This is a genomic window from Gelidibacter sp. (assembly GCF_039916245.1).
Classification (GTDB): Bacteria; Bacteroidota; Bacteroidia; order Flavobacteriales; family Flavobacteriaceae; genus Gelidibacter.
This window is the reverse complement of the sequence record NZ_JBDSLS010000054.1, coordinates 30437-50508: the sequence shown is the minus strand read 5'-3', so window position 1 is coordinate 50508 and position 20072 is coordinate 30437. Positions and strand designations below refer to the sequence as shown.

19 protein-coding genes are annotated in these 20072 nt (G+C 37.1%); 10 read left to right on the top strand and 9 right to left on the bottom strand.

Annotated elements, in window-relative coordinates:
* The 7 genes from ABIQ28_RS03035 to ABIQ28_RS03005 form a co-directional block, all read right to left on the bottom strand.
* On the bottom strand, positions 1-803 hold an 803-nt coding region (locus tag ABIQ28_RS03035; protein ID WP_348035275.1), incomplete at its 3' end, for an endonuclease/exonuclease/phosphatase family protein.
* A 5-nt stretch (positions 804-808) separates the two neighbouring features.
* A complete protein-coding gene (locus tag ABIQ28_RS03030; protein ID WP_348035274.1) occupies positions 809-1681 on the bottom strand; it encodes a rhomboid family intramembrane serine protease in 873 nt (290 codons plus the stop codon).
* Entirely contained in the window at positions 1678-2427 is a 750-nt protein-coding gene (locus ABIQ28_RS03025; RefSeq protein ID WP_348035273.1) for a rhomboid family intramembrane serine protease, read from the bottom strand. Before ABIQ28_RS03025 ends, ABIQ28_RS03030 begins: the two co-directional genes overlap by 4 nt.
* 27 nt (positions 2428-2454) lie before the next feature.
* Positions 2455-4305, bottom strand: a complete 1851-nt coding sequence (gene mutL, locus ABIQ28_RS03020) for a DNA mismatch repair endonuclease MutL (protein ID WP_348035272.1) — start codon at positions 4303-4305, stop codon at positions 2455-2457.
* Positions 4306-4307: 2 nt separating this feature from the next.
* A complete protein-coding gene (locus ABIQ28_RS03015; protein WP_348035271.1) occupies positions 4308-4589 on the bottom strand; it encodes a riboflavin synthase subunit beta in 282 nt (93 codons plus the stop codon).
* Between the two features lie 437 nt (positions 4590-5026).
* On the bottom strand, positions 5027-5512 hold the full coding sequence (gene ribH, locus ABIQ28_RS03010; protein ID WP_348035270.1) for a 6,7-dimethyl-8-ribityllumazine synthase: 486 nt from the start codon (positions 5510-5512) through the stop codon (positions 5027-5029).
* Positions 5513-5516: 4 nt separating this feature from the next.
* Entirely contained in the window at positions 5517-6284 is a 768-nt protein-coding gene (locus ABIQ28_RS03005; RefSeq protein ID WP_348035269.1) for a tetratricopeptide repeat protein, read from the bottom strand.
* 132 nt (positions 6285-6416) lie between these two features.
* On the opposite strand from ABIQ28_RS03005, the gene ABIQ28_RS03000 reads away from it, so the two are divergent.
* The 4 genes from ABIQ28_RS03000 to ABIQ28_RS02985 all read left to right on the top strand — a co-directional run bounded on the left by ABIQ28_RS03000 (position 6417) and on the right by ABIQ28_RS02985 (position 9014).
* Positions 6417-7499, top strand: a complete 1083-nt coding sequence (locus tag ABIQ28_RS03000; protein ID WP_348035268.1) for a DNA replication/repair protein RecF — start codon at positions 6417-6419, stop codon at positions 7497-7499.
* A gap of 98 nt (positions 7500-7597) precedes the next feature.
* On the top strand, positions 7598-8017 hold the full coding sequence (locus ABIQ28_RS02995) for a lipocalin family protein (protein ID WP_348035267.1): 420 nt from the start codon (positions 7598-7600) through the stop codon (positions 8015-8017).
* 52 nt (positions 8018-8069) lie between these two features.
* Positions 8070-8366 carry a DUF721 domain-containing protein gene (locus tag ABIQ28_RS02990; RefSeq protein WP_348035266.1) on the top strand — a complete coding sequence of 99 codons (297 nt, stop codon included), beginning with the start codon at positions 8070-8072 and terminating at the stop codon, positions 8364-8366.
* Positions 8367-8822: 456 nt separating this feature from the next.
* Positions 8823-9014: a cold shock domain-containing protein gene (locus ABIQ28_RS02985; RefSeq protein ID WP_348035265.1), complete on the top strand. Its 192-nt coding sequence runs from the start codon at positions 8823-8825 to the stop codon at positions 9012-9014.
* Between the two features lie 238 nt (positions 9015-9252).
* Here the strand turns inward: ABIQ28_RS02985 and ABIQ28_RS02980 are convergent, their stop codons facing one another.
* Entirely contained in the window at positions 9253-9672 is a 420-nt protein-coding gene (locus tag ABIQ28_RS02980) for a nucleoside-diphosphate kinase (RefSeq protein ID WP_348035264.1), read from the bottom strand.
* Positions 9673-9845: 173 nt separating this feature from the next.
* Here ABIQ28_RS02980 and ABIQ28_RS02975 point away from each other — a divergent pair, with 173 nt between their 5' ends.
* From ABIQ28_RS02975 to ABIQ28_RS02965, 3 genes are read left to right on the top strand one after another with little or no spacing between them, the layout of a single operon-like run.
* Positions 9846-10862 (top strand): bifunctional oligoribonuclease/PAP phosphatase NrnA, encoded by a 1017-nt coding sequence (locus ABIQ28_RS02975; protein WP_348035263.1) that lies wholly within the window; start codon positions 9846-9848, stop codon positions 10860-10862.
* Positions 10859-11407 carry a gliding motility-associated peptidyl-prolyl isomerase GldI gene (gene gldI / locus ABIQ28_RS02970; protein ID WP_348035262.1) on the top strand — a complete coding sequence of 183 codons (549 nt, stop codon included), beginning with the start codon at positions 10859-10861 and terminating at the stop codon, positions 11405-11407. Before ABIQ28_RS02975 ends, gldI begins: the two co-directional genes overlap by 4 nt.
* A 9-nt stretch (positions 11408-11416) precedes the next feature.
* Positions 11417-12574 (top strand): peptidylprolyl isomerase, encoded by a 1158-nt coding sequence (locus ABIQ28_RS02965; RefSeq protein WP_348035261.1) that lies wholly within the window; start codon positions 11417-11419, stop codon positions 12572-12574.
* A 220-nt stretch (positions 12575-12794) separates the two neighbouring features.
* On the opposite strand, the gene ABIQ28_RS02960 is transcribed toward ABIQ28_RS02965, so the two are convergent.
* Positions 12795-14255, bottom strand: a complete 1461-nt coding sequence (locus ABIQ28_RS02960; RefSeq protein WP_348035260.1) for an aminoacyl-histidine dipeptidase — start codon at positions 14253-14255, stop codon at positions 12795-12797.
* A 165-nt stretch (positions 14256-14420) separates the two neighbouring features.
* Here ABIQ28_RS02960 and ABIQ28_RS02955 point away from each other — a divergent pair, with 165 nt between their 5' ends.
* The 3 genes from ABIQ28_RS02955 (at position 14421) to ABIQ28_RS02945 (ending at position 19958) form a co-directional block, all read left to right on the top strand.
* Entirely contained in the window at positions 14421-15488 is a 1068-nt protein-coding gene (locus tag ABIQ28_RS02955) for a DUF3810 domain-containing protein (protein WP_348035259.1), read from the top strand.
* Between the two features lie 83 nt (positions 15489-15571).
* On the top strand, positions 15572-18544 hold the full coding sequence (locus tag ABIQ28_RS02950) for an amidohydrolase family protein (RefSeq protein WP_348035258.1): 2973 nt from the start codon (positions 15572-15574) through the stop codon (positions 18542-18544).
* A gap of 115 nt (positions 18545-18659) precedes the next feature.
* Positions 18660-19958 (top strand): amidohydrolase family protein, encoded by a 1299-nt coding sequence (locus tag ABIQ28_RS02945; RefSeq protein WP_348035257.1) that lies wholly within the window; start codon positions 18660-18662, stop codon positions 19956-19958.
* The last annotated feature ends 114 nt before the right edge of the window (positions 19959-20072 follow it).

Here is a 20072-nt window from a genome sequence, read left to right as displayed (position 1 = left end):
GTATTATTAAAATCGCCACAAACAATTACTTTGTAAGGAGACTTCGACTTATGCTCTAAAAATAATTCCGTTTGCGCTTGCTGTAAACTAAAAGTTTTCTCTACGCGTTTAAACAGGTTTTCTGAAGTTTCCTTTTTTAATGGATCCGAACTCACATCAATTTTAAAGGATTGCAAATGTACATTATAGACTCTTATGGTATCTTTCCCCTTTACGACATCCGCAAAAATAGCATTGTTGAAGGTGTTTGGGAATTCAATGATACCTTTATTTATGATAGGAAACTTAGAAAATATAGCTTGTCCATTTATAATTTTACCACCAGAAAGCGATTCAAATTTGTAATAGCCCTTTAACGCCAATGCTTTATCAGGTCGGTAATCCTGCATACTGATGATATCAGGGTTCTTTTCATTAATAAACTCACTTATTTCTTTGCCAGCGTTGATATCAGGAATCCACTCAAAAACATTAAACAACCGGACATTATAATTCATGACGACAATATTATCAGTATCGACATCTTGGTTTGAACTGGTAAATTTATATAACGATCCTAAGTGTTTAAAACCGATCAGCAGAACAATCAAAGACAACAATAATTGTTTTCGAACTTTTAAAAGCCAATAGATTACAAAAAGAAGATTAACGATAATAAGAAAAGGCATCGTCAAGCTTAAAACAGATACAAAAGCAAAGCGTTTAGGCTCCACATATGGTAATATATAAGCTAACAGAAGTGTGACTGCCGCTAGGGAATTTAAGAAAAACACAAACTTATCAAACAGATTAAGTTTTTTCATTGGTCTTAGTCTTTAGCTTTGAATAAAAAAGCTTTTTCTTCTTCCGTCAGGCTCTCATAGCCACTTTTACCAATCTTATCCAGGATGATGTCGATTTGCTTTTGCTTATTAAACTCATTAAACTCCGATTTAGTATGACCTGCAACGGTATTTGATTTCCGCTTGTGAACCGTTTTTAAGGTCGATTTTTTAGAAGACTTAAAAAAACTGACAATCCCATCCATGAATTTTTCAAAACCTTTGCCAATATCGTGGCCCTTGATCAACTGTTTGGCATAAAAATAACCTAATCCCACACCACCCAAATGCGCAATATTGCCACCTTGATTCATTCCAAAAAGGCCTATAACATCAAAAACTACCAACGCAACGCCCAAATGCCAAAGCTTGATATTGAAGAAAACCACACGCACTTCGGTATTAGGCATATAAGCGCATAAAAAAATCAACAATGCTCGGACTCCAGCCGAAGCCCCAACCAAAGCACCAACAGGTTTTAATAAATTTTGCGGCAACACATTATAGGCAAAGAGGAAAAAAAGTCCGCCCATAATAATTCCGAGGAAATAAATATTTAAGGTCAATTTTTGGCTAAATAAATTAAGCATCATTCGCGATACATAATAAAGCACCAGCATGTTGAAAAGCAAATGAAAAAGGCCATAATGGATAAAACCATATGAAATGATACTCCATGGCTTAAAGATAAAATCGCCAACCTCTTTTGGTAATTCCAACCAATACAAAGGACTAGCAGTTTTGACAATCAGAGAAAGCAGTAGCCCTATTACAAAAATAGCCACGTTAATGCCGATAATTTTTTCAAGCACATTGAGTTGTCTCAATTTATCCTGAAGATCTTGATTTATTGAGGTCATCTATCCCAACGGTTTTTATTGAATTGCGTCTTTTTCCAATACCACATCATCAAGAATCCAGTCAACGCGCCACCAAGATGGGCAGCATATGCGGTATTACTCGGGCTAAAAAAGGATTGCCCTGTTACTGCCGAAATAAAGTCCAAAGCGATAATTCCCGGGATAAAATATTTGGCTTTTATAGGCACCGGCAAAAAGATAAGCATCAATTTTGATTCAGGAAACAACATACCGAAGGCCACTAAAACCCCCATAATAGCCCCTGAAGCACCGAGCATGGTCGAGTTAAAAATGTAAAACATACTTTGCAGCTCCTCTCTTTGTACGGCATTGACCCCGTTCATAATTTTCCCGGTACTCAATGTCTCATGGATTTGGGACGATGTAAATCCCGCTGATAGAATATTAGATTCTAAAGGTAAATATTGAATGTAATAGACCCCTAGCATAATTAAAGCTGCTCCTAAACCTGATGAAATATAAAAGAAAATAAACTTCTTAGCGCCAAATACTTGTTCAACAGCAGTACCAAACATCCATAAAGCGAACATATTAAATAAAATGTGCATAAAATCGCCATGCATAAACATGTGCGTGATAATTTGCCAAAACTGGAAGGCATCGTTCTTAGGGAAATGCAATGCAAATAATTCATCTAATACACCATTGTGCATGGTCATTTTAGCAATAAAAAATAATACATTGATAATGAGCAAATGCTTAACGGTATCTGTAATTCCTCTCATTCTTTTTAATCTTAACTTTAAATAAAATTACATAAATTTTCTATCAACTTCATCAATCGACATGGTAATAAATGTGGCTCTATTAGTTGGTGAAACCGATGGTTCCTTGCAAGCAAACAGACTATTCACTAAATGTTCTTGCTCTAAATTTGATAAAGACTGTCCTGTTTTGATGGCCAAAGTCTTCGCCATGGATTTTGCCAGCAAATCGGTCGCACTAAAATGGCTATCAGGTACTTCCTGCTCCACATCGCTTATAAGTTGTTCCAAAATCATGGAAACTTCGCTGTCCGGCACATTTATAGGAAGTCCTATAATTTCTACAAGTTCGTCGTCAATGGTTGAAAAAACAAAGCCTGTAGCTTCTAAATCTTCTTTTAATTGGTTCAAAATCGACAGCTCAGAACCTGTAAAATGCAATTGTAAAGGAAACAACAACTGTTGACTTACCGCCTCCTTAACTGTCATGCTTTTCAATAAGCCTTCATATAAAACCCGTTGGTGTGCTCTATGTTGATCAATCATCAACATTCCGGATTTTATGGTGCTGATGATGTATTTATTTTGAAATTGATAGGTACTTTGTGTGGTATCTGTGTATAATCCGCCGTCAAACAAAGACGTTTTTTCGGGTTCACTCTCAAATTCCACTTGACTAAAATCTTGCTTATCACGCGTGCCTTTGGATTCTAATCCCACATATAAACTATCCCAGTTGTTGGGCGTTTGTTTTCGAAAAGCTGTGATTTGCTTGCCAGAAATGCGTTCTTCCCGAAACGGATTATAATCTCTATCGACTTCAACCGTTGGGGTTGAAGCGCCTTTATCCTTATAATCATAAGGCGTATCCAGATTGGTGTCATATTCAAAATCCAACACTGGCGCAATATTAAACTGCCCCAAACTGTGCTTTACCGACGACCTTAAAATAGCATAAAGCGTATGCTCATCATCAAACTTTATCTCCGTTTTTGTGGGATGGATATTGATATCAATCGATTTTGGATCGACCGTTAAATTTAAAAAATATATAGGATGATTGCCGTCTTTGATCAAGCCTTCAAAAGCGGCGTTGATCGCATGATTAAGATATGGGCTTTTAATAAAGCGATTGTTGACAAAAAAGAACTGTTCTGTTTTGGTTTTTTTAGCAAATTCCGGTTTGCCCACAAATCCTGAAATGGTCAACACCTCCGTGGTTTCCTCAACGGGAACCAATTTTTCATTGGTTTTTGTACCAAAAATATGAACCACACGCTGGCGATAGTTGCTCTCCTGAAGATTGAAAACTTCGCTTCCATTATGGTACATCGCAAAGGCGATTTTTGGATGAGCCAGAGCCACACGATGAAATTCGTCAACAATATGGCGAAATTCGACCGTATTCGATTTTAAAAAGTTACGACGCGCGGGAATATTAAAAAATAAATGCTTTACAGCAATCGAAGTACCTGTTGGCGTAACCGTAACTTCTTGGGTTTTAATTTCACTGCCTTCAATGGCAATCAGCGTTCCAAGTTCGTCCGCATCTTGTTTTGATTTCAATTCGACATGTGCAATAGCGGCGATACTCGCCAATGCTTCCCCTCTAAAACCTTTGGTATTCAAACTGAACAAATCATCGGCTGATCGAATTTTAGAAGTGGCATGACGTTCAAAACTCAAGCGTGCATCCGTCGCACTCATACCTTTACCATTATCAATGACTTGGACCAGTGTTTTGCCCGAATCTTTAATAATTAATTTAATAGTAGTTGCATCAGCATCAATGGCATTCTCAAGTAATTCCTTGACCACAGAAGCAGGACGTTGCACGACCTCTCCTGCCGCAATTTGATTAGCAACATGATCTGGTAAAAGTTGAATAATATCTGACATTATTAGCCTTTTGGAAAGAATATGGACAAATCAAAACCTATTATTAACAGAAATATAAAAACTAAAATGCCAATAATAATGAGCGTTCGTCTGTTTGCTGCCGCATCAGGTGTGTTTTTATAATCGTCCCAAGCATTTATGAATTTACCTTTTAAACCCACCTTTGTGATGGTTTTTCTTTGGTCGTCAAATTTATGCTTGATTTCAAAAGGATTGCCTTCCCCTTGATAGTGACGCGGTACGTAATTGTATTTTTTGTTTTGACGTGTTTTAAAGATGCTCATAATTTCTAAATTTCGTAGTTACTTAAAACATACCAGATAACAATTACCATACCTAGAATAATAAGGAGAATAGGTAATGATGGCGTTTTCTTCTTACGCTGTGTCGTTTGACGCCATTGAGGATCAAAGTCATTTGATTTGTCCTTATGGTGTACTTTGAGATGTCTTGGTGTGTAACTGAAACGTTTAGGTTGACGCTGATTAAATAAATTCACTGTTGAATGTTTGCCTTTGTGAATTTCAAATGTACTCAAAATACGAGGAAAACCGATACTTTAACTGCTAAAAATTGTTAACGAAAAGCACGAATTTGGAAGTACTGACCGATGACCGATGACCGATGACCGATGACCGATGACAGATGGCCGATGACCGATCTACCTATCAGCCATCTGCGACTGTGACTGCAAACTGAAAAATGCCAACTGCCGACTGAACTACGCTTTCTGACGTAAAACCGCCATCTTAATAGCAGCTACTGCAGCTTCTACACCTTTGTTTCCATGCTTACCACCTGAGCGGTCGATAGATTGTTGCATGTCATTGTCAGTCAACACACAAAAGATAACAGGTGTGTCGTATAGAACATTAAGGTCTTTAATCCCAGAAGAAACGGCTTCACAAACAAAATCAAAATGTTTGGTCTCTCCTTGGATCACGCAACCTATGGCAATCACGGCATCCACTTTATGTTCCTGCATTTTTTTGCTACCATAAATGAGCTCATAACTACCTGGAACATGCCAGCTGATAATATTTTCAGACAATGCTCCGTGTTCAATCAATGTATCAACAGCACCTTTAAAAAGATTGTCTGTGATATTATTATTCCATTCTGAAACAACAATCCCAAACCGAAAGTCCTTCGCGTTTGGGATTGTGTTTTTATCATAATCTGATAAATTCTGATTTTTTGTTGCCATTTTTTTACAAACTTGCTTGTGCTTTTCCTATAAACACATCAATATTAGCTGCTTCACTTGACGTTGGATACGTATCTTTAATGGTATTAAAATGCTCAAGAGCCTTTTTTGTTTTACCTAAATTCAATGCTACATTACCTGCTTTAAACAAAAACATTGGAGTCGTGTAGTCGTTTGTATTCATTTTTGCAGCGTTTTCGTAATAGCTCAACGCATCTTCAGGTTGGTTCAACTGTACAAAAGCGTCTCCAATTCTTCCTTTTGCAATAGGGCCTAACATTTTATCTTTAGTTGAAAAATTACCCAAATATTTCACAGTATTTTGGTAGTCATTCAAGCTATAATAAGCCATTCCAGCATAATAGTTAGCTAGGTTAGCTGCTGGTGTACCACTGTGTTCTTTAATAATATCCAACATACCATATTTTCCTTCACCTCCGTTTAGAGACAAGGTATATAAGGAATCTTTAGCTGTATTTCCATTAACGGCTTGCTCAAAATACTGTTGTGCTTTAAACATATCGTTCATTGCTTCACTAGCCTTAGGCTCTGCAACAAACTTGTTGTATCCCAAAAACCCTAAAACAACCACAGCAACAACTGCAATAGCACCAATAATATAATTTTGGTTTTTTACTGCCCATTCTTCCGTTTTAGAAGCGGTCTCGTCTAAAGTATTAAATACCTCAGCCGTTGTTGAGTTTGCTTCTAAAGCTTCAGTCTTTTCTTCCTGCGTTTTCGGTTTGAAACCTCTTTTCTTATAAGTTGCCATATCGTCATTATTAATGCGCCGCAAAATTATAATATTTATTGATATTTGAAAGGTAATTTTGTTATTTTTCAATAATTTGCGCATCCTTTCGCATTGTTGGAAAACAATCTGATTATAAAGCGAATATTTTACATGATTTTAAACTCACTTTCTTTACTAAATTACAAGAATTTTGATAGTCAAAACTTCACTTTTGATCAAAAGATCAATTGCTTTGTAGGCGCCAATGGCATTGGAAAAACCAACGTTTTGGATGCGATTTATCACTTGTCTTTCGGAAAAAGTTATTTTAATCCATTAGCTTCTCAGAACATCAGACATGGCGAGGATTTTTTTGTGATTGAAGGTGTTTTTGAAAAAGACGATCGTGAAGAAAAAATCGTCGTCTCACTAAAAAAGGGTCAAAAAAAAGTAATTAAGCGAAATTCTAAAGTTTATGAGAAATTGAGCGACCATATTGGGTTTATTCCAGCGGTCATTATTTCTCCTGCCGATAGAGATTTAATTATTGAAGGCAGCGAGACCAGACGGAAATTTATTGATAGTGTCATTTCGCAAAGCGATAAAAACTACCTCAACCAGCTTATCAACTACAATAAAGTGTTGCAACAGCGCAATGCCTTATTAAAATATTTCGCACTGAACAACACCTTTAATGCGCAAACCCTGGAAATTTACAACGAGCAATTGCATGGCTATGCCTCTGAAATATTTACCATCAGAAAAGCGTTTTTGGAAACATTTATTCCGATTTTCAAAGCACGCTACAATGCGATAAGCAATAACAACGAGCCTGTACATTTGAGTTATAAAAGCGATTTATTTGAAGAGGATTTAAACGTTCTTTTAAGAAAAAACATCAATAAAGATAAGGCCCTACAATACACCTCGGTCGGCATTCACAAAGACGATTTGAATTTTGAGATTGATGGTTTTCCGATTAAAAGATTTGGTAGCCAAGGACAACAAAAATCGTTTTTGATCGCCTTGAAATTGGCACAATTTGATTTTATAAAACAAAAAAGTGGCTTCTCCCCGATTTTGCTTTTGGATGATATTTTTGATAAATTAGATGAAAATCGCGTGGCGCAAATTTTAGAACTGGTCGACAACAAAAATTTTGGACAGCTTTTTATTAGTGATACACACGCCGATCGCACCGAAAACATTATCAAACAAGTGCATCAATCTTATAAAATATTTAAATTGAAATAACTTACAAATTTAAAATTCCAAATCCCAGAGACTCTTTAAAATGAAAGTACTTTTGAAGTTTGGTACTTGATTTTTGAAAATTAAATGATTGACATCTTATGAAAAAATATATAATTTTAGTTTTTAGCTTAATTTTCCTGAACTGTTCGAATGATCCAAATTCATTTGTCAAACATTTGAACGGTTATTGGGAAATTGATGAAGTGACCTTAGCCGATGGTTCCAAACGCGATTACAACTATAACGATACGGTCGATTATTTTAATATTTCCGACAGTTTAACAGGCTTTCGAAAAAAACTAAAACCAGGTTTCGATGGGACTTACACAACTTCTGACGATGCTGAAAGTCTAAAGTTAAAAATAGAGAATGACAGTCTGCATATTTATTATTCCACACCTTTTTCTGAATGGAAAGAAACGGTTTTAAACGCCACGGAAGATCAACTTTTAATCATCAATGATCAACACATAAAGTATCTTTACAAGCGCTTTGAGCCTATAAATGTGAACGAATAATCTCCAAAATTGTAAAAAACTTGGTTCCAAAGAACAATTAACAACTTCTAAAATGGCAAAACGTACTAAAGACAACCTCTCCATCAGTGATCTCCTTAAAGAATTTGTGGACTCCAACAAGCTCCAAACAGGTTTGGACAAAGTAAACGTTCAAGACGCATGGGCACAAATGATGGGGAACGGCGTCAACAATTACACAACGGCCATCCAATTGGAACGCGATACACTTTATGTACAGCTCAGCTCGAGCGTTCTTCGGGAAGAACTCAGTTATGGCACCGAGAAAATCATTGCCATGCTGAACGAGTCGCTTGGCAAAGAAGTCATTAAAAAGCTGGTACTTCGTTAAATGAGAGCAGCCTGGACCGAACTGCTGTGTTTTTGATTCCATTTTTAGCGGTTTTTTTATCAAAAAATAGCGGTGTTGTTGCCTTTGGACGGGAGTTCATTTATATTGCTTTTAATTACAGGTCTTATTGGCGGCATTGCGGCAGGAGTCTCAGCTCTATTAGGAAAACAATGTAGCTTACTGGTTAATAGAGAGCAGCTGTTATAACCGCTCTTTTTTTTTGACCGATTTTTTCTCAAACGAAATAATACTGAATTATATTGTTAATAATCGGAATTAGGAATTGAATTGGTATGGCTATAATAGCCATATAACTGTGCAACCTGCTGATTTGAAATGATGAAAGAAAATTTACGCGAAAAAAATATTCAAAAGAATTTTGTCCAAAATGTAATTTGTATTCTTTTTGGAACTATCTTTGACTTATTATATACAATTAATTTAATATTTATTACAATGAGTAAAGGAACAGTAAAATTTTTCAACGATGCTAAAGGCTTCGGTTTTATCGTAGAAGAAGGAAACAACAAAGAACATTTTGTTCACATTTCAGGTTTAATTGACGAGATTCGTGAAGGCGATGACGTTGAATTCGATCTTACAGAAGGGAAAAAAGGATTAAACGCAGTTAACGTAAAAGTTATCTAATATATAAGCTTTTTTAATGATAAAGCCCTGCAACACTAGTTGCAGGGCTTTTTGTTTCAATGAGATCTCCAGCAAAAAAAGCCTGGAATTATATCATTCCAGGCTTTTTTATAGGTATTGTATTGATTTATCATGCTGAGATTTAAATCCTAGATCAAAATAAAACACAAAAGCCTGTATTCTATTATCTTTTAGTCTAGTCTCTAACGTCTAAAGCCAAAGCTGTCTAATCTCTTAATTAGAACATATCTCTTCCAGCAAAATGAAAAGCGCTTTCAATAGCAGCATTTTCATCACTGTCACTTCCGTGAACTGCGTTTTCACCAACAGAAGCTGCGAACAGTTTACGAATGGTTCCTTCAGCTGCATCAGCAGGGTTTGTTGCACCGATCAAAGTTCTGAAATCTTCAACCGCATTTTCTTTTTCTAAAATTGCAGCAACAATTGGTCCGCGTGTCATAAATTCCACCAACTCGCCGTAAAAAGGTCTTTCGCTATGAACAGCATAAAACGCCTGTGCGTCAGCAGTAGTCATTTGTGTTAATTTTAATGCTACGATTCTAAAACCTGAAGCATTGATTTTTTCTAATATTGCGCCAATATGTCCTTTTTCGACTGCATCTGGCTTAAGCATTGTAAACGTTCTATTAGTTGCCATATTTGTAATTTAATTAATTCTGATTACTATTATTTTCATTATTTGGTCCCTCCAAACTGATCCCCTTTCAGCGATTCGCCTTTTACAAAGCGCTTTTAAATTTCGTGCAAAAGTAAGGCATTTATAAGTAAAAACCATATTATGGATATTAAAAAATTGTATCTTCGCAGGCTATGACAGAACAAGATATTAAAGAAATTAAGGCCTTATTAGCGACGACAAAACACATCGTCATTGTCCCACACAAAAATCCTGATGGAGACGCGATGGGCTCTACCCTTGGTCTTTGCCACTATCTTATAAAGAATAACCATCAAGCGACCGTTGTTGTCCCAAATGATTATCCTGATTTCCTGAAGTGGCTACCAGGCCATGAAGATGTCATCATTTACGAATCTGATAAATCCAATGTAGAAAATCTGATCGAAAAAGCGGATATCATCTTTACCTTAGATTTTAACGCATTTCATCGCGCTGGCGACATGGAATTGCCTTTGGCCAATTCAAAAGCGATCAAAATCATGATTGACCATCATCAACAACCAGATCACTATGCTAAATATATGTATAGTGATGTCGGCATGAGTTCTACTTGTGAAATGGTCTACCATTTTATAAGCAAGCTTGGCGATGTTGACGCTATCGATGGAGCCATGGCGACATGCCTTTACGCTGGTATTTTAACCGATACTGGATCTTTTAGATTTCCGTCGTCAACAAGCACCACGCACTTGGTAGCCGCCTATTTGATCGATAAAGGCGCTAACCATTCTGAAATTTATAACGCCATATACGATACCAATAGTTATGAACGTTTACAACTTTTAGGAGTTGCCCTTAATAATTTAAGGGTGCTTCCAGAATATAAAACAGCATATATTACTCTATCGCAAGAAGAACTGAATGCTGGTAACTTTAGAAAAGGAGATACTGAAGGCTTTGTAAACTATGGACTTTCTATCAAAGGTGTCATTTTTGCAGCTATTTTTATTGAACACAAACAGGAAGGCATCATTAAAATATCTTTGCGAAGCGAAGGCGATTTTTCAGTGAACGAATTCTCCCGTGAAAACTTTGAAGGCGGTGGCCATACTAACGCTGCTGGTGGTAAAAGTGACCTCAGTTTAAATGATACAGTTGAAAAATTTATTAGTATATTGCCACGCTATAAACACACCCTAAATCCATGACAAGAGCCTTTCTTTTCATCTTAATATTAGCCGTTGGCCTCAGCAGTTGCAAGTCTCCTGAAGCCAGAAAACCAATTTCTCAAAAGTCGGGATCCTTTATAAAAATATCAGCAGAACGCAACAAAAAGCTGAATGCAAAAGAGTTTACGCAGATTCAGAATATCATCAAACAAGATACCTCAAAAAAATATATTGCTTCAGAAAGTGGCTTTTGGTACTATTATAACACGAAAGTTGAAAAAGACACCATAACGCCTTCCTTTGGCGACATTGTCAACTTTGATTATGATGTCAAAGATTTTAATGGCAATGATATTTATTCAGATGAAGAGATTCGTCCACGGGATTATGCCATGGATCAGCAAGAAATCTTTACAGGACTTAGAGAAGGTTTAAAACTAATGAAGCCGGGTGAAACCGTTACTTTTTTATTTCCTTCCCAAAAAGCTTATGGTTACTATGGTGACAAAAACAAAATTGGCACCAACACTCCAGTAATTTGCGAAGTGACCGTAAATTCAATAATTCAAACCAAAAACGAATAAACTATGCGAATGATTAAAAAGGCTCTTGGCCTCGTATTACTAATGGTCCTTGTTACTGCAACGGCTTGCAAAGACAAATATCCAGATTTAGAAGATGGATTGTATGCTGAAATTATTACCAACAAAGGCACGATGGTACTTCGTCTGGAATATGAAAAAGCACCTATTACCGTTGCGAATTTCGTGTCGCTAGCCGAAGGCACAAACACGCTTGTGGATAGTATGCACATTGGTAAAAAATATTACAATGGCTTAACTTTTCACAGAATTATTGATGAATTCATGATTCAGGGTGGAGATCCAACAGGCACTGGAAGCGGAAGCCCAGGATACAAATTTAACAATGAAATTTCTGAAGATTTACTACACGACAAAGTAGGAACTTTAGCGATGGCCAATTCAGGTCCAAACACCAACGGAAGCCAGTTTTATATTACGGAAGTTCCGACGCCATTTTTAGATGGTGCCTATAATGTATTTGGATACATCGTCTTAGGTGAAGATGTACTCCATACGATAGCTGGCCTTGAAACCACAAAACCAGGCGACAAACCAGTAGAGCCAGTTATTATGGAAGAAGTCAATATCATCAGAAAAGGAAAAGACGCTAAAAACTTTGATGCTCCAAGTATTTTCAAAAACCATTTTGCAGATGCTGAAAAAGTTGAAAAAGAACGTCTTGCCAAACAAGAAGAAGCTGAAAAGGAGAAAGCAGAAAAAATCGCAGCAGCTGCTGCAGATATGAAGCCAGCATTAGATACTTATGAAGGCAAATCAAAAACCTTGGCTTCTGGTTTAAAAATGTACAACATCACAAAAGGATCTGGTGCAAAACCAAAAAATGGCGAAACAGTAATGCTTAATTACGAAGGCTATTTTACAGACGGACGTCTTTTTGACAGTAACGTAAAAACTGTTGAAGAGCATTACGGCATGTACAATCCACAGAAAGATGAGGCGCAAATGTATAACCCAATGCCAATGCCAATTAGCCCAGAGGCTCAAATGATTCCTGGTTTTAAAGAAGCAGTCAATCAAATGCAGGTTGGGGACAGATCATACTTCTATTTACCATCACATTTGGCTTATGGAGAACGTGGTAATCGCATGATTGCACCAAATACAGATTTGATTTTTATTATTGATATGGTGGAAATACAAAAGTAAATCTTTGAAATTCCAAAAATATAAATTCCAATAATTATAGCGGAATAAGAAAACAAAAAAGCAGCTTTGAGAAGTCTTAAAGCTGCTTTTTTTTATAACTATTTCTATTAATAATAAGAACTCAAATTTTCATTCCGAATCTATTTTTCCAAAAAATATCTTACTAAATTATCAATGCCATTTTGGATTTTGGAATTTAGAAATTGGAATTTCAATCCCCTTACTTTTTTGGAATGTTCTTCAAAATCTCCAATACAAATTTCCAGTATTTTTGTACTGATGAAATTTGTGCACGTTCATCTGGAGAATGCGCTCCTTTGATATTTGGACCAAAACTGATCATGTCCATCTCTGGATAATTCTGTCCTAAAATACCACACTCCAAACCGGCATGACAAGCGGCTACATGAGCGTCCTTACCATTTAATTTGGCATATAATTCTGACAATACCTTTAAGATTTTAGAATCCATATTTGGTTTCCATCCTGGGTAATCACCATCAAATTCCACTTCACAACCCGTTAGTTCAAACGTAGCACGTAACATATTCGCCAAGTCCCATTTTGAAGTTTCAACAGATGAACGCGTCAAACAAGCAATCGTGATATTGCCATCCTTAACAATAACTCTTGCAATATTATTTGAGGTTTCCACCAAACCTTCAATGTCTAGACTCATTCTGTAAACACCATTACAAGCTGCATAGATTGCTCTGGTCAAACCTTCTTGAACTCCTAAATCCATCATCTTTTCTGGAGTCTCTATTTTGCTGATATCAATCGTCAAATTAGGTTCCAAAGTTTTATATTCGGTTTTGATATCGTCGATGACCTCTTCCATTTCCGTATGAAAAGCGGCTTCATTCATCGTGTCAATCGCTACAATCGCGTTGCTTTCCCTTGGAATGGCATTACGCAAACTGCCGCCATCAATTTCAGAAATACGCAATCCGAAGTTTTCAAAACCATCAAAAAGCAAACGGTTCATCAACTTGTTAGCATTCCCAAATCCTTTATCGATATCCATTCCGGAGTGACCACCTTGCAAGCCTTTTACCGTGATTTTATAACCTGTTTTAAACTCAGGTGTTTCTTCTTCCTGATACGTTCTTGTGGCAGTCACATCAACACCTCCAGCGCATCCAACACCAATTTCGTCATCTTCTTCGGTATCCAAATTCAAAAGAATATCGCCTTGCAACAAACCGCCTTCCAATCCTTTAGCACCGGTCATTCCAGTTTCTTCATCAATCGTAAATAACGCTTCAATAGCAGGATGTGGAATGTCTGTACTTTCTAAAATGGCCATAATGGTGGCAACACCGATACCATTGTCAGCACCCAACGTTGTACCCTTTGCCTTTACCCAGTCGCCGTCCACATACATATCAATCCCTTGGGTATCAAAATCAAATTGCGTATCGTTATTTTTTTGGTGGACCATATCCAAATGCGATTGCATGACCACAATTTGACGGTCTTCCATCCCTGAAGTTGCAGGCTTCTTGATAATTACGTTACCTACTTTATCTTCAAAAGTTTCCAATCCTAATTTCTGACCGAAATCCTTTATAAAAGCAATTACACGTTCTTCTTTTTTTGAAGGTCGCGGTATGGCATTCAAATCGGCAAATTTATTCCAAAGCACTTTTGGCTCTAGTTGTCTTATTTCTGTATTCATATGTAGATGTTTATTATTTTTTTAATGGTCATATGTATTTCGCAATTTTCCATTCATGTATGTGGACGAATTTTGGTCATGCTCATTTCATAAGTCTGAATTATGTTGTTCTACAAAGGTAGGGATTCATGGATGTTTTATAAAACAATTTTCTATTTTTGAGGCATGCGCAAACACACAAAACTTATTATTGCCCTTTCTCTGATACTTCAAATATTGCTCATAAAAGTATTGGCAAATTTTCCTGGATTAGTTGAGACCTATTATAGCAACGGCATTTACAAATGGATTTCCAAAGTGATGCATTTTGTCTTTGGATGGATTCCCTTCTCGGTGGGAGATATTCTATATACCCTTGCAGGCATCTATATCATCAGATGGATTTTCATGAACAGGAAACGCCTGAGAAAAGACACCAAAAATTATATTTTAGATATTCTATCGGCAGTTTCCATAGCCTATTTTGCATTTCATATTCTTTGGGCATTCAATTATTACCGATTGCCATTACATGCCTCATTAAAGATAGAAAACGATTATTCAACCGCGCAATTGGTGAAATTTACTGAAGAGCTGATTCTTCAAACCAACGTCATTCATGGCATCATCGAAAAAAACGACACGACTAAAGTTGTGATGCCTTATACCAAAAAAGAACTCCTTAAACTCACACCCAAAGGATATGAGCAACTCTCCAAGGAATTTCCGCACCTTGCCTATTGGCCAAGTAGCTTAAAGCGCTCCATTTATAGTTTACCCTTAACTTATATGGGTTTTAGTGGCTATTTGAACCCATTTACTAATGAGGCACAAATTGACGGACTTATTCCAACCTACAAATATCCGACCACCGCAAGTCATGAAATTGCGCATCAATTGGGCTATGCAGCCGAGAATGAGGCCAATTTTATTGGTGCTTTGGCCACCATGAAACATGAGAATATTTATTTTAATTACTCTGGATATTCATTCGCTTTGCGTCATTGTTTAAATGACATCTATCTCAGAGATCCCGTGAAATATGAAGAACTCTTAATGAAAGTGAATATTGGAATTCTAAAAAACTATGAAGAATCCCGATTGTTCTGGAAATCCTACGAAAACATTTCTGAGGTATTCTTCAAAAATACCTATAGCGGTTTCTTAAAAGCCAATAACCAAAAAGGCGGTATTGAGAGCTACAGTTATGTGGTGGCTCTTTTAGTCAACTATTTTGAAACGCATCCCTTATGAAACGTTAAAAATTTCTTAATACACTACTCCATAGTCCATATTTTTTATCTTTAGAACTCATTTTTCTAACTAACTACAACAGTATGATTAAATCATTTTTGACGCTCATGACGTTTATGTGCAGTTTTTCGATGCTTGCACAAGACTATTTCCCTAAAAACGATGGTGTTACAGCTAAAAACACCAATTACACGGCAATTACAAATGCCAAAATTTATGTAACGCCCACTCAAGTCATTGAGAAAGGAACTTTGCTTATTAAGGATGGCAAAGTAGTCGCAACAGGAACCTCGGTAACCATTCCTAAAAATGCGACGCAAATTGATGCTTCAGGAAAAAGCATCTACCCGTCTTTTATTGATATGTATTCTGATTTTGGAATTGAAAAACCAAAACGTCAAGCTGGCGCTGGAAGAAGTTCTCAATATGACGCCTCGCGATCAGGATTTTACTGGAATGACCACGTCATGCCAGAAAACAACGCCTTTGACCAATTCAAGTATGATTCAAAAAAAGCGGAAGATTTGATCAAAGCTGGTTTTGGTGTTGTCAACACCCATATCCAAGATGGAATTGTACGCGGAACAGGAACTTTAGTGGCTCTGAACTCTTTTGACGACAATGGTATGCGGGTTTTGGACAGCAAATCTGCACAATACCTTTCTTTCACTAAAAGCGTTACTTCCAATCAAGCCTATCCATCCTCAATCATGGGAAGCATGGCTTTATTGCGACAATTTTATTATGATGCCGATTGGTATGCCAAGGGCAATTCAAAAACAAAAGACCTTTCTATTGAAGCCTTGAACAACAACAAATCTTTGGTTCAAATTTTCGAAGCAGGCAGTAGAGCTAATGTTTTGCGTGCTGATAAAGTGGGCGATCTTTTCAATATCCAATATGTTATTTTAGGTGGTGGCGATGAATATGAGCGTATGGCGGAAATTAAAGCCATGAATGCCCCGATGATTATCCCAATCAACTTCCCTGATGCCTATGATGTAGAAAATGCATTTTTAGCCTCTACACTTTCAGTGCACGATATGAGAGCATGGAACCAAAAACCGACCAATCCAAAATTATTGGCCGATAATAATGTGACCTTTGCATTAACTACTTACAGTTTAAAATCGCCAAAGGATTTTAAAGCTAACTTAATGAAAGCGATTGACGCAGGACTTTCCAAAGAAAAAGCATTGGAAGCTTTAACAACTATTCCAGCGCAGCTTTTAGGAAAATCTGATAAAATTGGAACTTTAAAAAATGGTAATTACGCGAACTTCTTAATTACTTCTGGAGATATTTTTGACAAGAAAACCACCCTTTTTGAAAACTGGGTTCAAGGTCAAAAAAACACCATTGAAAACAGAAACATTGTTGACATTACTGGGAAATATGAGTTTTCTCTTGCTGGTGAAGCTTATGAAATGACCCTTTCGGGAGAATTAAACAAACTGAAATCAGATATCACTTCCAACAACAAAAAACGAGGCACAAAAATATCTTATGCAGACGATTGGGCAAATATTGCTTTTACAACTCAAGATAGTACAAAACAAGAATTTATCAGAATTATCGCCAACGTCGATGCCAATAAAAATCTGACCGGAAAAGCATTTATGCCCAATGGAACAGAGATGAGCTTTTTTGCGAAACAAACCGATGCCAAAAAAGATGGCACAGCTGAGAAGAAAGACGATGCTGATGCGGACAAAACAGATGCCAATGCTTTAGTTTCGCCAATCACCTTTCCTAACAATGGTTATGGTTTTGAAACCTTGCCAAAAGCTGAAACGTTACTATTTAAAAATGCGACCGTTTGGACGAGTGAAAAAGATGGCATCTTGCCAAACACAGATGTACTTATCAAAAACGGAAAAATCGCAAAAATCGGTAAAAATCTATCGGAAAGTGGCGCTCAAGTCATAGATGCTACTGACAAGCACTTAACTGCAGGTATTATCGATGAGCATTCCCATATTGCCGCAGCTTCAGTCAACGAAGGCGGACATAACTCTTCCGCAGAAGTGACCCTTGAAGATGTATTGGACGATACCGATATTAATCTTTACAGAAATTTAGCAGGTGGTGTCACGACGATTCAAATTTTACACGGATCTGCAAACCCAATTGGAGGTCGCTCGGCCATTATTAAACCAAAATGGGGATATGCTGCAAAAGATTTGATTTTTGAGCACAGCCCAAAGACCATCAAATTTGCCTTAGGTGAAAACGTAAAACAATCCAACTGGTCTGGTGGCAGATTCCCACAAACGAGAATGGGCGTCGAGCAGGTTTATATTGATTATTTCACGAGAGCGAAAGCGTATCAACTTGATAAAAAAAGTGGCAAGCCATACCGCAAGGATATCGAAATGGAGACCCTTGTCGAAATTCTAGAAGGTAAACGCTATATCAGCTGTCATTCTTATGTACAAAGTGAAATTAATATGCTAATGAAGGTGGCTGATCAGTTTAACTTTAAAATCAATACGTTTACCCACATTTTGGAAGGCTATAAAGTAGCTGATAAAATGCATGAACGGGGCATCGGAGGTTCAACTTTCGCCGATTGGTGGGGTTACAAATTTGAAGTTAACGATGCCATCCCTTATAATGCTGCCATAATGCACAATGTAGGCATCACAGTTGCCATTAATAGTGATGATGCTGAAATGAGCCGCCGATTAAATCAGGAAGCTGGTAAAACGGTTAAATATGGTGGTGTTAGTGAAGAGGAAGCTTGGAAATTTGTGACGTTGAATCCTGCAAAATTATTACATATTGATGATCGTGTGGGCAGCATTAAAGTTGGCAAGGATGCCGATGTGGTGTTGTGGACAGACCATCCACTTTCTATTTATGCTAAAGCCGAAAAAACCATTATTGAAGGTGTTACCTTTTTTGATTTAAAACGTGATGAAATGATCAGAGAGAAAGTCAAACAGGAAAAAAGCCAATTGATCAATGAAATGTTACAGGCCAAAAATAAAGGTTTGAAAACACAGCCTATCAAAAAGACAGAAAAGGAACTGATGCATTGTGACTCGGAGTAGTTTCCAGTCTTCAGTCTTCAGTCTTCAATTGGCAGTCGGTAGACGGTAGAAAAAACAAATCTTTAACTAAATCATAATAAGATTCCCTCCTTCGAGGGAATGAAAATAAGTTTATATGAAAAACAACCTATATATATTCATCATCGCTTTGTGTACCACCTTTGGGTTTGCACAACAAACACCAGCGTCAAAACAATCCAAACCGATTGCGATTACTGGTGCAACCGCCCATTTAGGTAATGGCAAGGTTGTCGAAAATAGTCTGATCATTTTTAAGGATGGTAAATTGACTACTGTGTCCAGTGGATCTCAGATGGATCTTTCTGGAATGGAAGTTATAAATGCCAAAGGCAAACACGTCTATCCAGGTTTTATCGTGCCTTCATCTACTTTAGGTTTGGCAGAAATAGATGCCATAAAAGCTTCCGTAGATGACAGCGAGATGGGAGAAATGAATCCCCACATTAGAAGTATTATTGCTTATAATGCGGAATCGAAACTTGTGGAATCTATGCGCCCAAATGGTGTTCTGTTGGGACAGATTGTTCCAAAAGGTGGTCGTATTTCAGGAACCTCATCGGTTGTTCAATTTGACGCATGGAACTGGGAAGATGCTACCGTTAAAGTGAATGACGGCATTTACATGAACTGGCCAAGTAGCTTTAGTCGTGGCAGATGGTGGCTGGGTGAAGATGCAGGATTAAAGATTAACGATAAATACAGCGAGCAAGTGGCCGAAGTGACATCATTCTTCAATGAGACCAAAGCGTATGCTGCAGGAGACAAAGCGACGGTTAACTTACCGTATGGCGCTACTCAAGGGCTTTTTGATGGTTCTAAAAAACTATACATCAATGTTAATGATGAAAAAGGTATTACTGATGCCATTTATTTTGCAAAAAACAATAAGGTTCAACATTTGGTCATTGTTGGCGGTAGTGAATCTTATAAAGTAGCCGATTTATTTAAAGAACATAACATTCCTGTGATCGTTCAGCGTGTTCACTCGCTTCCAAATCAAGAAGATGACGACTATGATATGCCTTATAAACTAGCGTCATTATTAGTTAAAAAAGGTGTTTTGGTAGCTTTAAACGCAAACGGAGACATGGAGCGTATGAGCTCTAGAAATCTTCCATTTTACGCAGGAACAACTGTTGTATATGGATTGGATAAAGAAGAAGCCCTAAAATTGATCACGTCCAATACTGCAAAAATCTTAGGCATCGACAAAGATTATGGCACCTTGGAAGAAGGTAAAAGCGCAACATTATTTATCAGTGAAGGCGATGCTTTAGACATGCGTACCAATCAACTTACCCACGCATTCATTGACGGACGTTTAGTGAGTTTAGAAACAAATCAAACGGAGCTTTGGAATCGTTATGATGAGAAGTATAAAGCGCAAAAATAATTAGAGGCTGGAAGCTGGAAGCTCGAAGCCTGAAGGAAGAAATTCAAATCGAAGTTGAAATTGAAGTTAAAACTCTAAATAAAACTTTTCTAATTAAAAAAATCTGTCAATCCT

Coding starts and splice junctions, on each gene's coding strand:
- ABIQ28_RS02990 (WP_348035266.1), top strand. CDS start 8,070: ATGGCAAAACGTACTAAAGACAACCTCTCCATCAGTGATCTCCTTAAA.
- ABIQ28_RS03030 (WP_348035274.1), bottom strand. CDS start 1,681: ATGACCTCAATAAATCAAGATCTTCAGGATAAATTGAGACAACTCAAT.
- ABIQ28_RS03015 (WP_348035271.1), bottom strand. CDS start 4,589: ATGAGCATCTTTAAAACACGTCAAAACAAAAAATACAATTACGTACCG.
- ABIQ28_RS02955 (WP_348035259.1), top strand. CDS start 14,421: ATGCGCAAACACACAAAACTTATTATTGCCCTTTCTCTGATACTTCAA.
- ABIQ28_RS02950 (WP_348035258.1), top strand. CDS start 15,572: ATGATTAAATCATTTTTGACGCTCATGACGTTTATGTGCAGTTTTTCG.
- ABIQ28_RS02965 (WP_348035261.1), top strand. CDS start 11,417: ATGATTAAAAAGGCTCTTGGCCTCGTATTACTAATGGTCCTTGTTACT.
- ABIQ28_RS02995 (WP_348035267.1), top strand. CDS start 7,598: ATGAAAAAATATATAATTTTAGTTTTTAGCTTAATTTTCCTGAACTGT.
- ABIQ28_RS02985 (WP_348035265.1), top strand. CDS start 8,823: ATGAGTAAAGGAACAGTAAAATTTTTCAACGATGCTAAAGGCTTCGGT.
- ABIQ28_RS03025 (WP_348035273.1), bottom strand. CDS start 2,427: ATGAGAGGAATTACAGATACCGTTAAGCATTTGCTCATTATCAATGTA.
- ABIQ28_RS02945 (WP_348035257.1), top strand. CDS start 18,660: ATGAAAAACAACCTATATATATTCATCATCGCTTTGTGTACCACCTTT.
- ABIQ28_RS02960 (WP_348035260.1), bottom strand. CDS start 14,255: ATGAATACAGAAATAAGACAACTAGAGCCAAAAGTGCTTTGGAATAAA.
- mutL (WP_348035272.1), bottom strand. CDS start 4,305: ATGTCAGATATTATTCAACTTTTACCAGATCATGTTGCTAATCAAATT.
- ribH (WP_348035270.1), bottom strand. CDS start 5,512: ATGGCAACAAAAAATCAGAATTTATCAGATTATGATAAAAACACAATC.
- ABIQ28_RS02975 (WP_348035263.1), top strand. CDS start 9,846: ATGACAGAACAAGATATTAAAGAAATTAAGGCCTTATTAGCGACGACA.
- ABIQ28_RS03005 (WP_348035269.1), bottom strand. CDS start 6,284: ATGGCAACTTATAAGAAAAGAGGTTTCAAACCGAAAACGCAGGAAGAA.
- ABIQ28_RS02980 (WP_348035264.1), bottom strand. CDS start 9,672: ATGGCAACTAATAGAACGTTTACAATGCTTAAGCCAGATGCAGTCGAA.
- gldI (WP_348035262.1), top strand. CDS start 10,859: ATGACAAGAGCCTTTCTTTTCATCTTAATATTAGCCGTTGGCCTCAGC.
- ABIQ28_RS03000 (WP_348035268.1), top strand. CDS start 6,417: ATGATTTTAAACTCACTTTCTTTACTAAATTACAAGAATTTTGATAGT.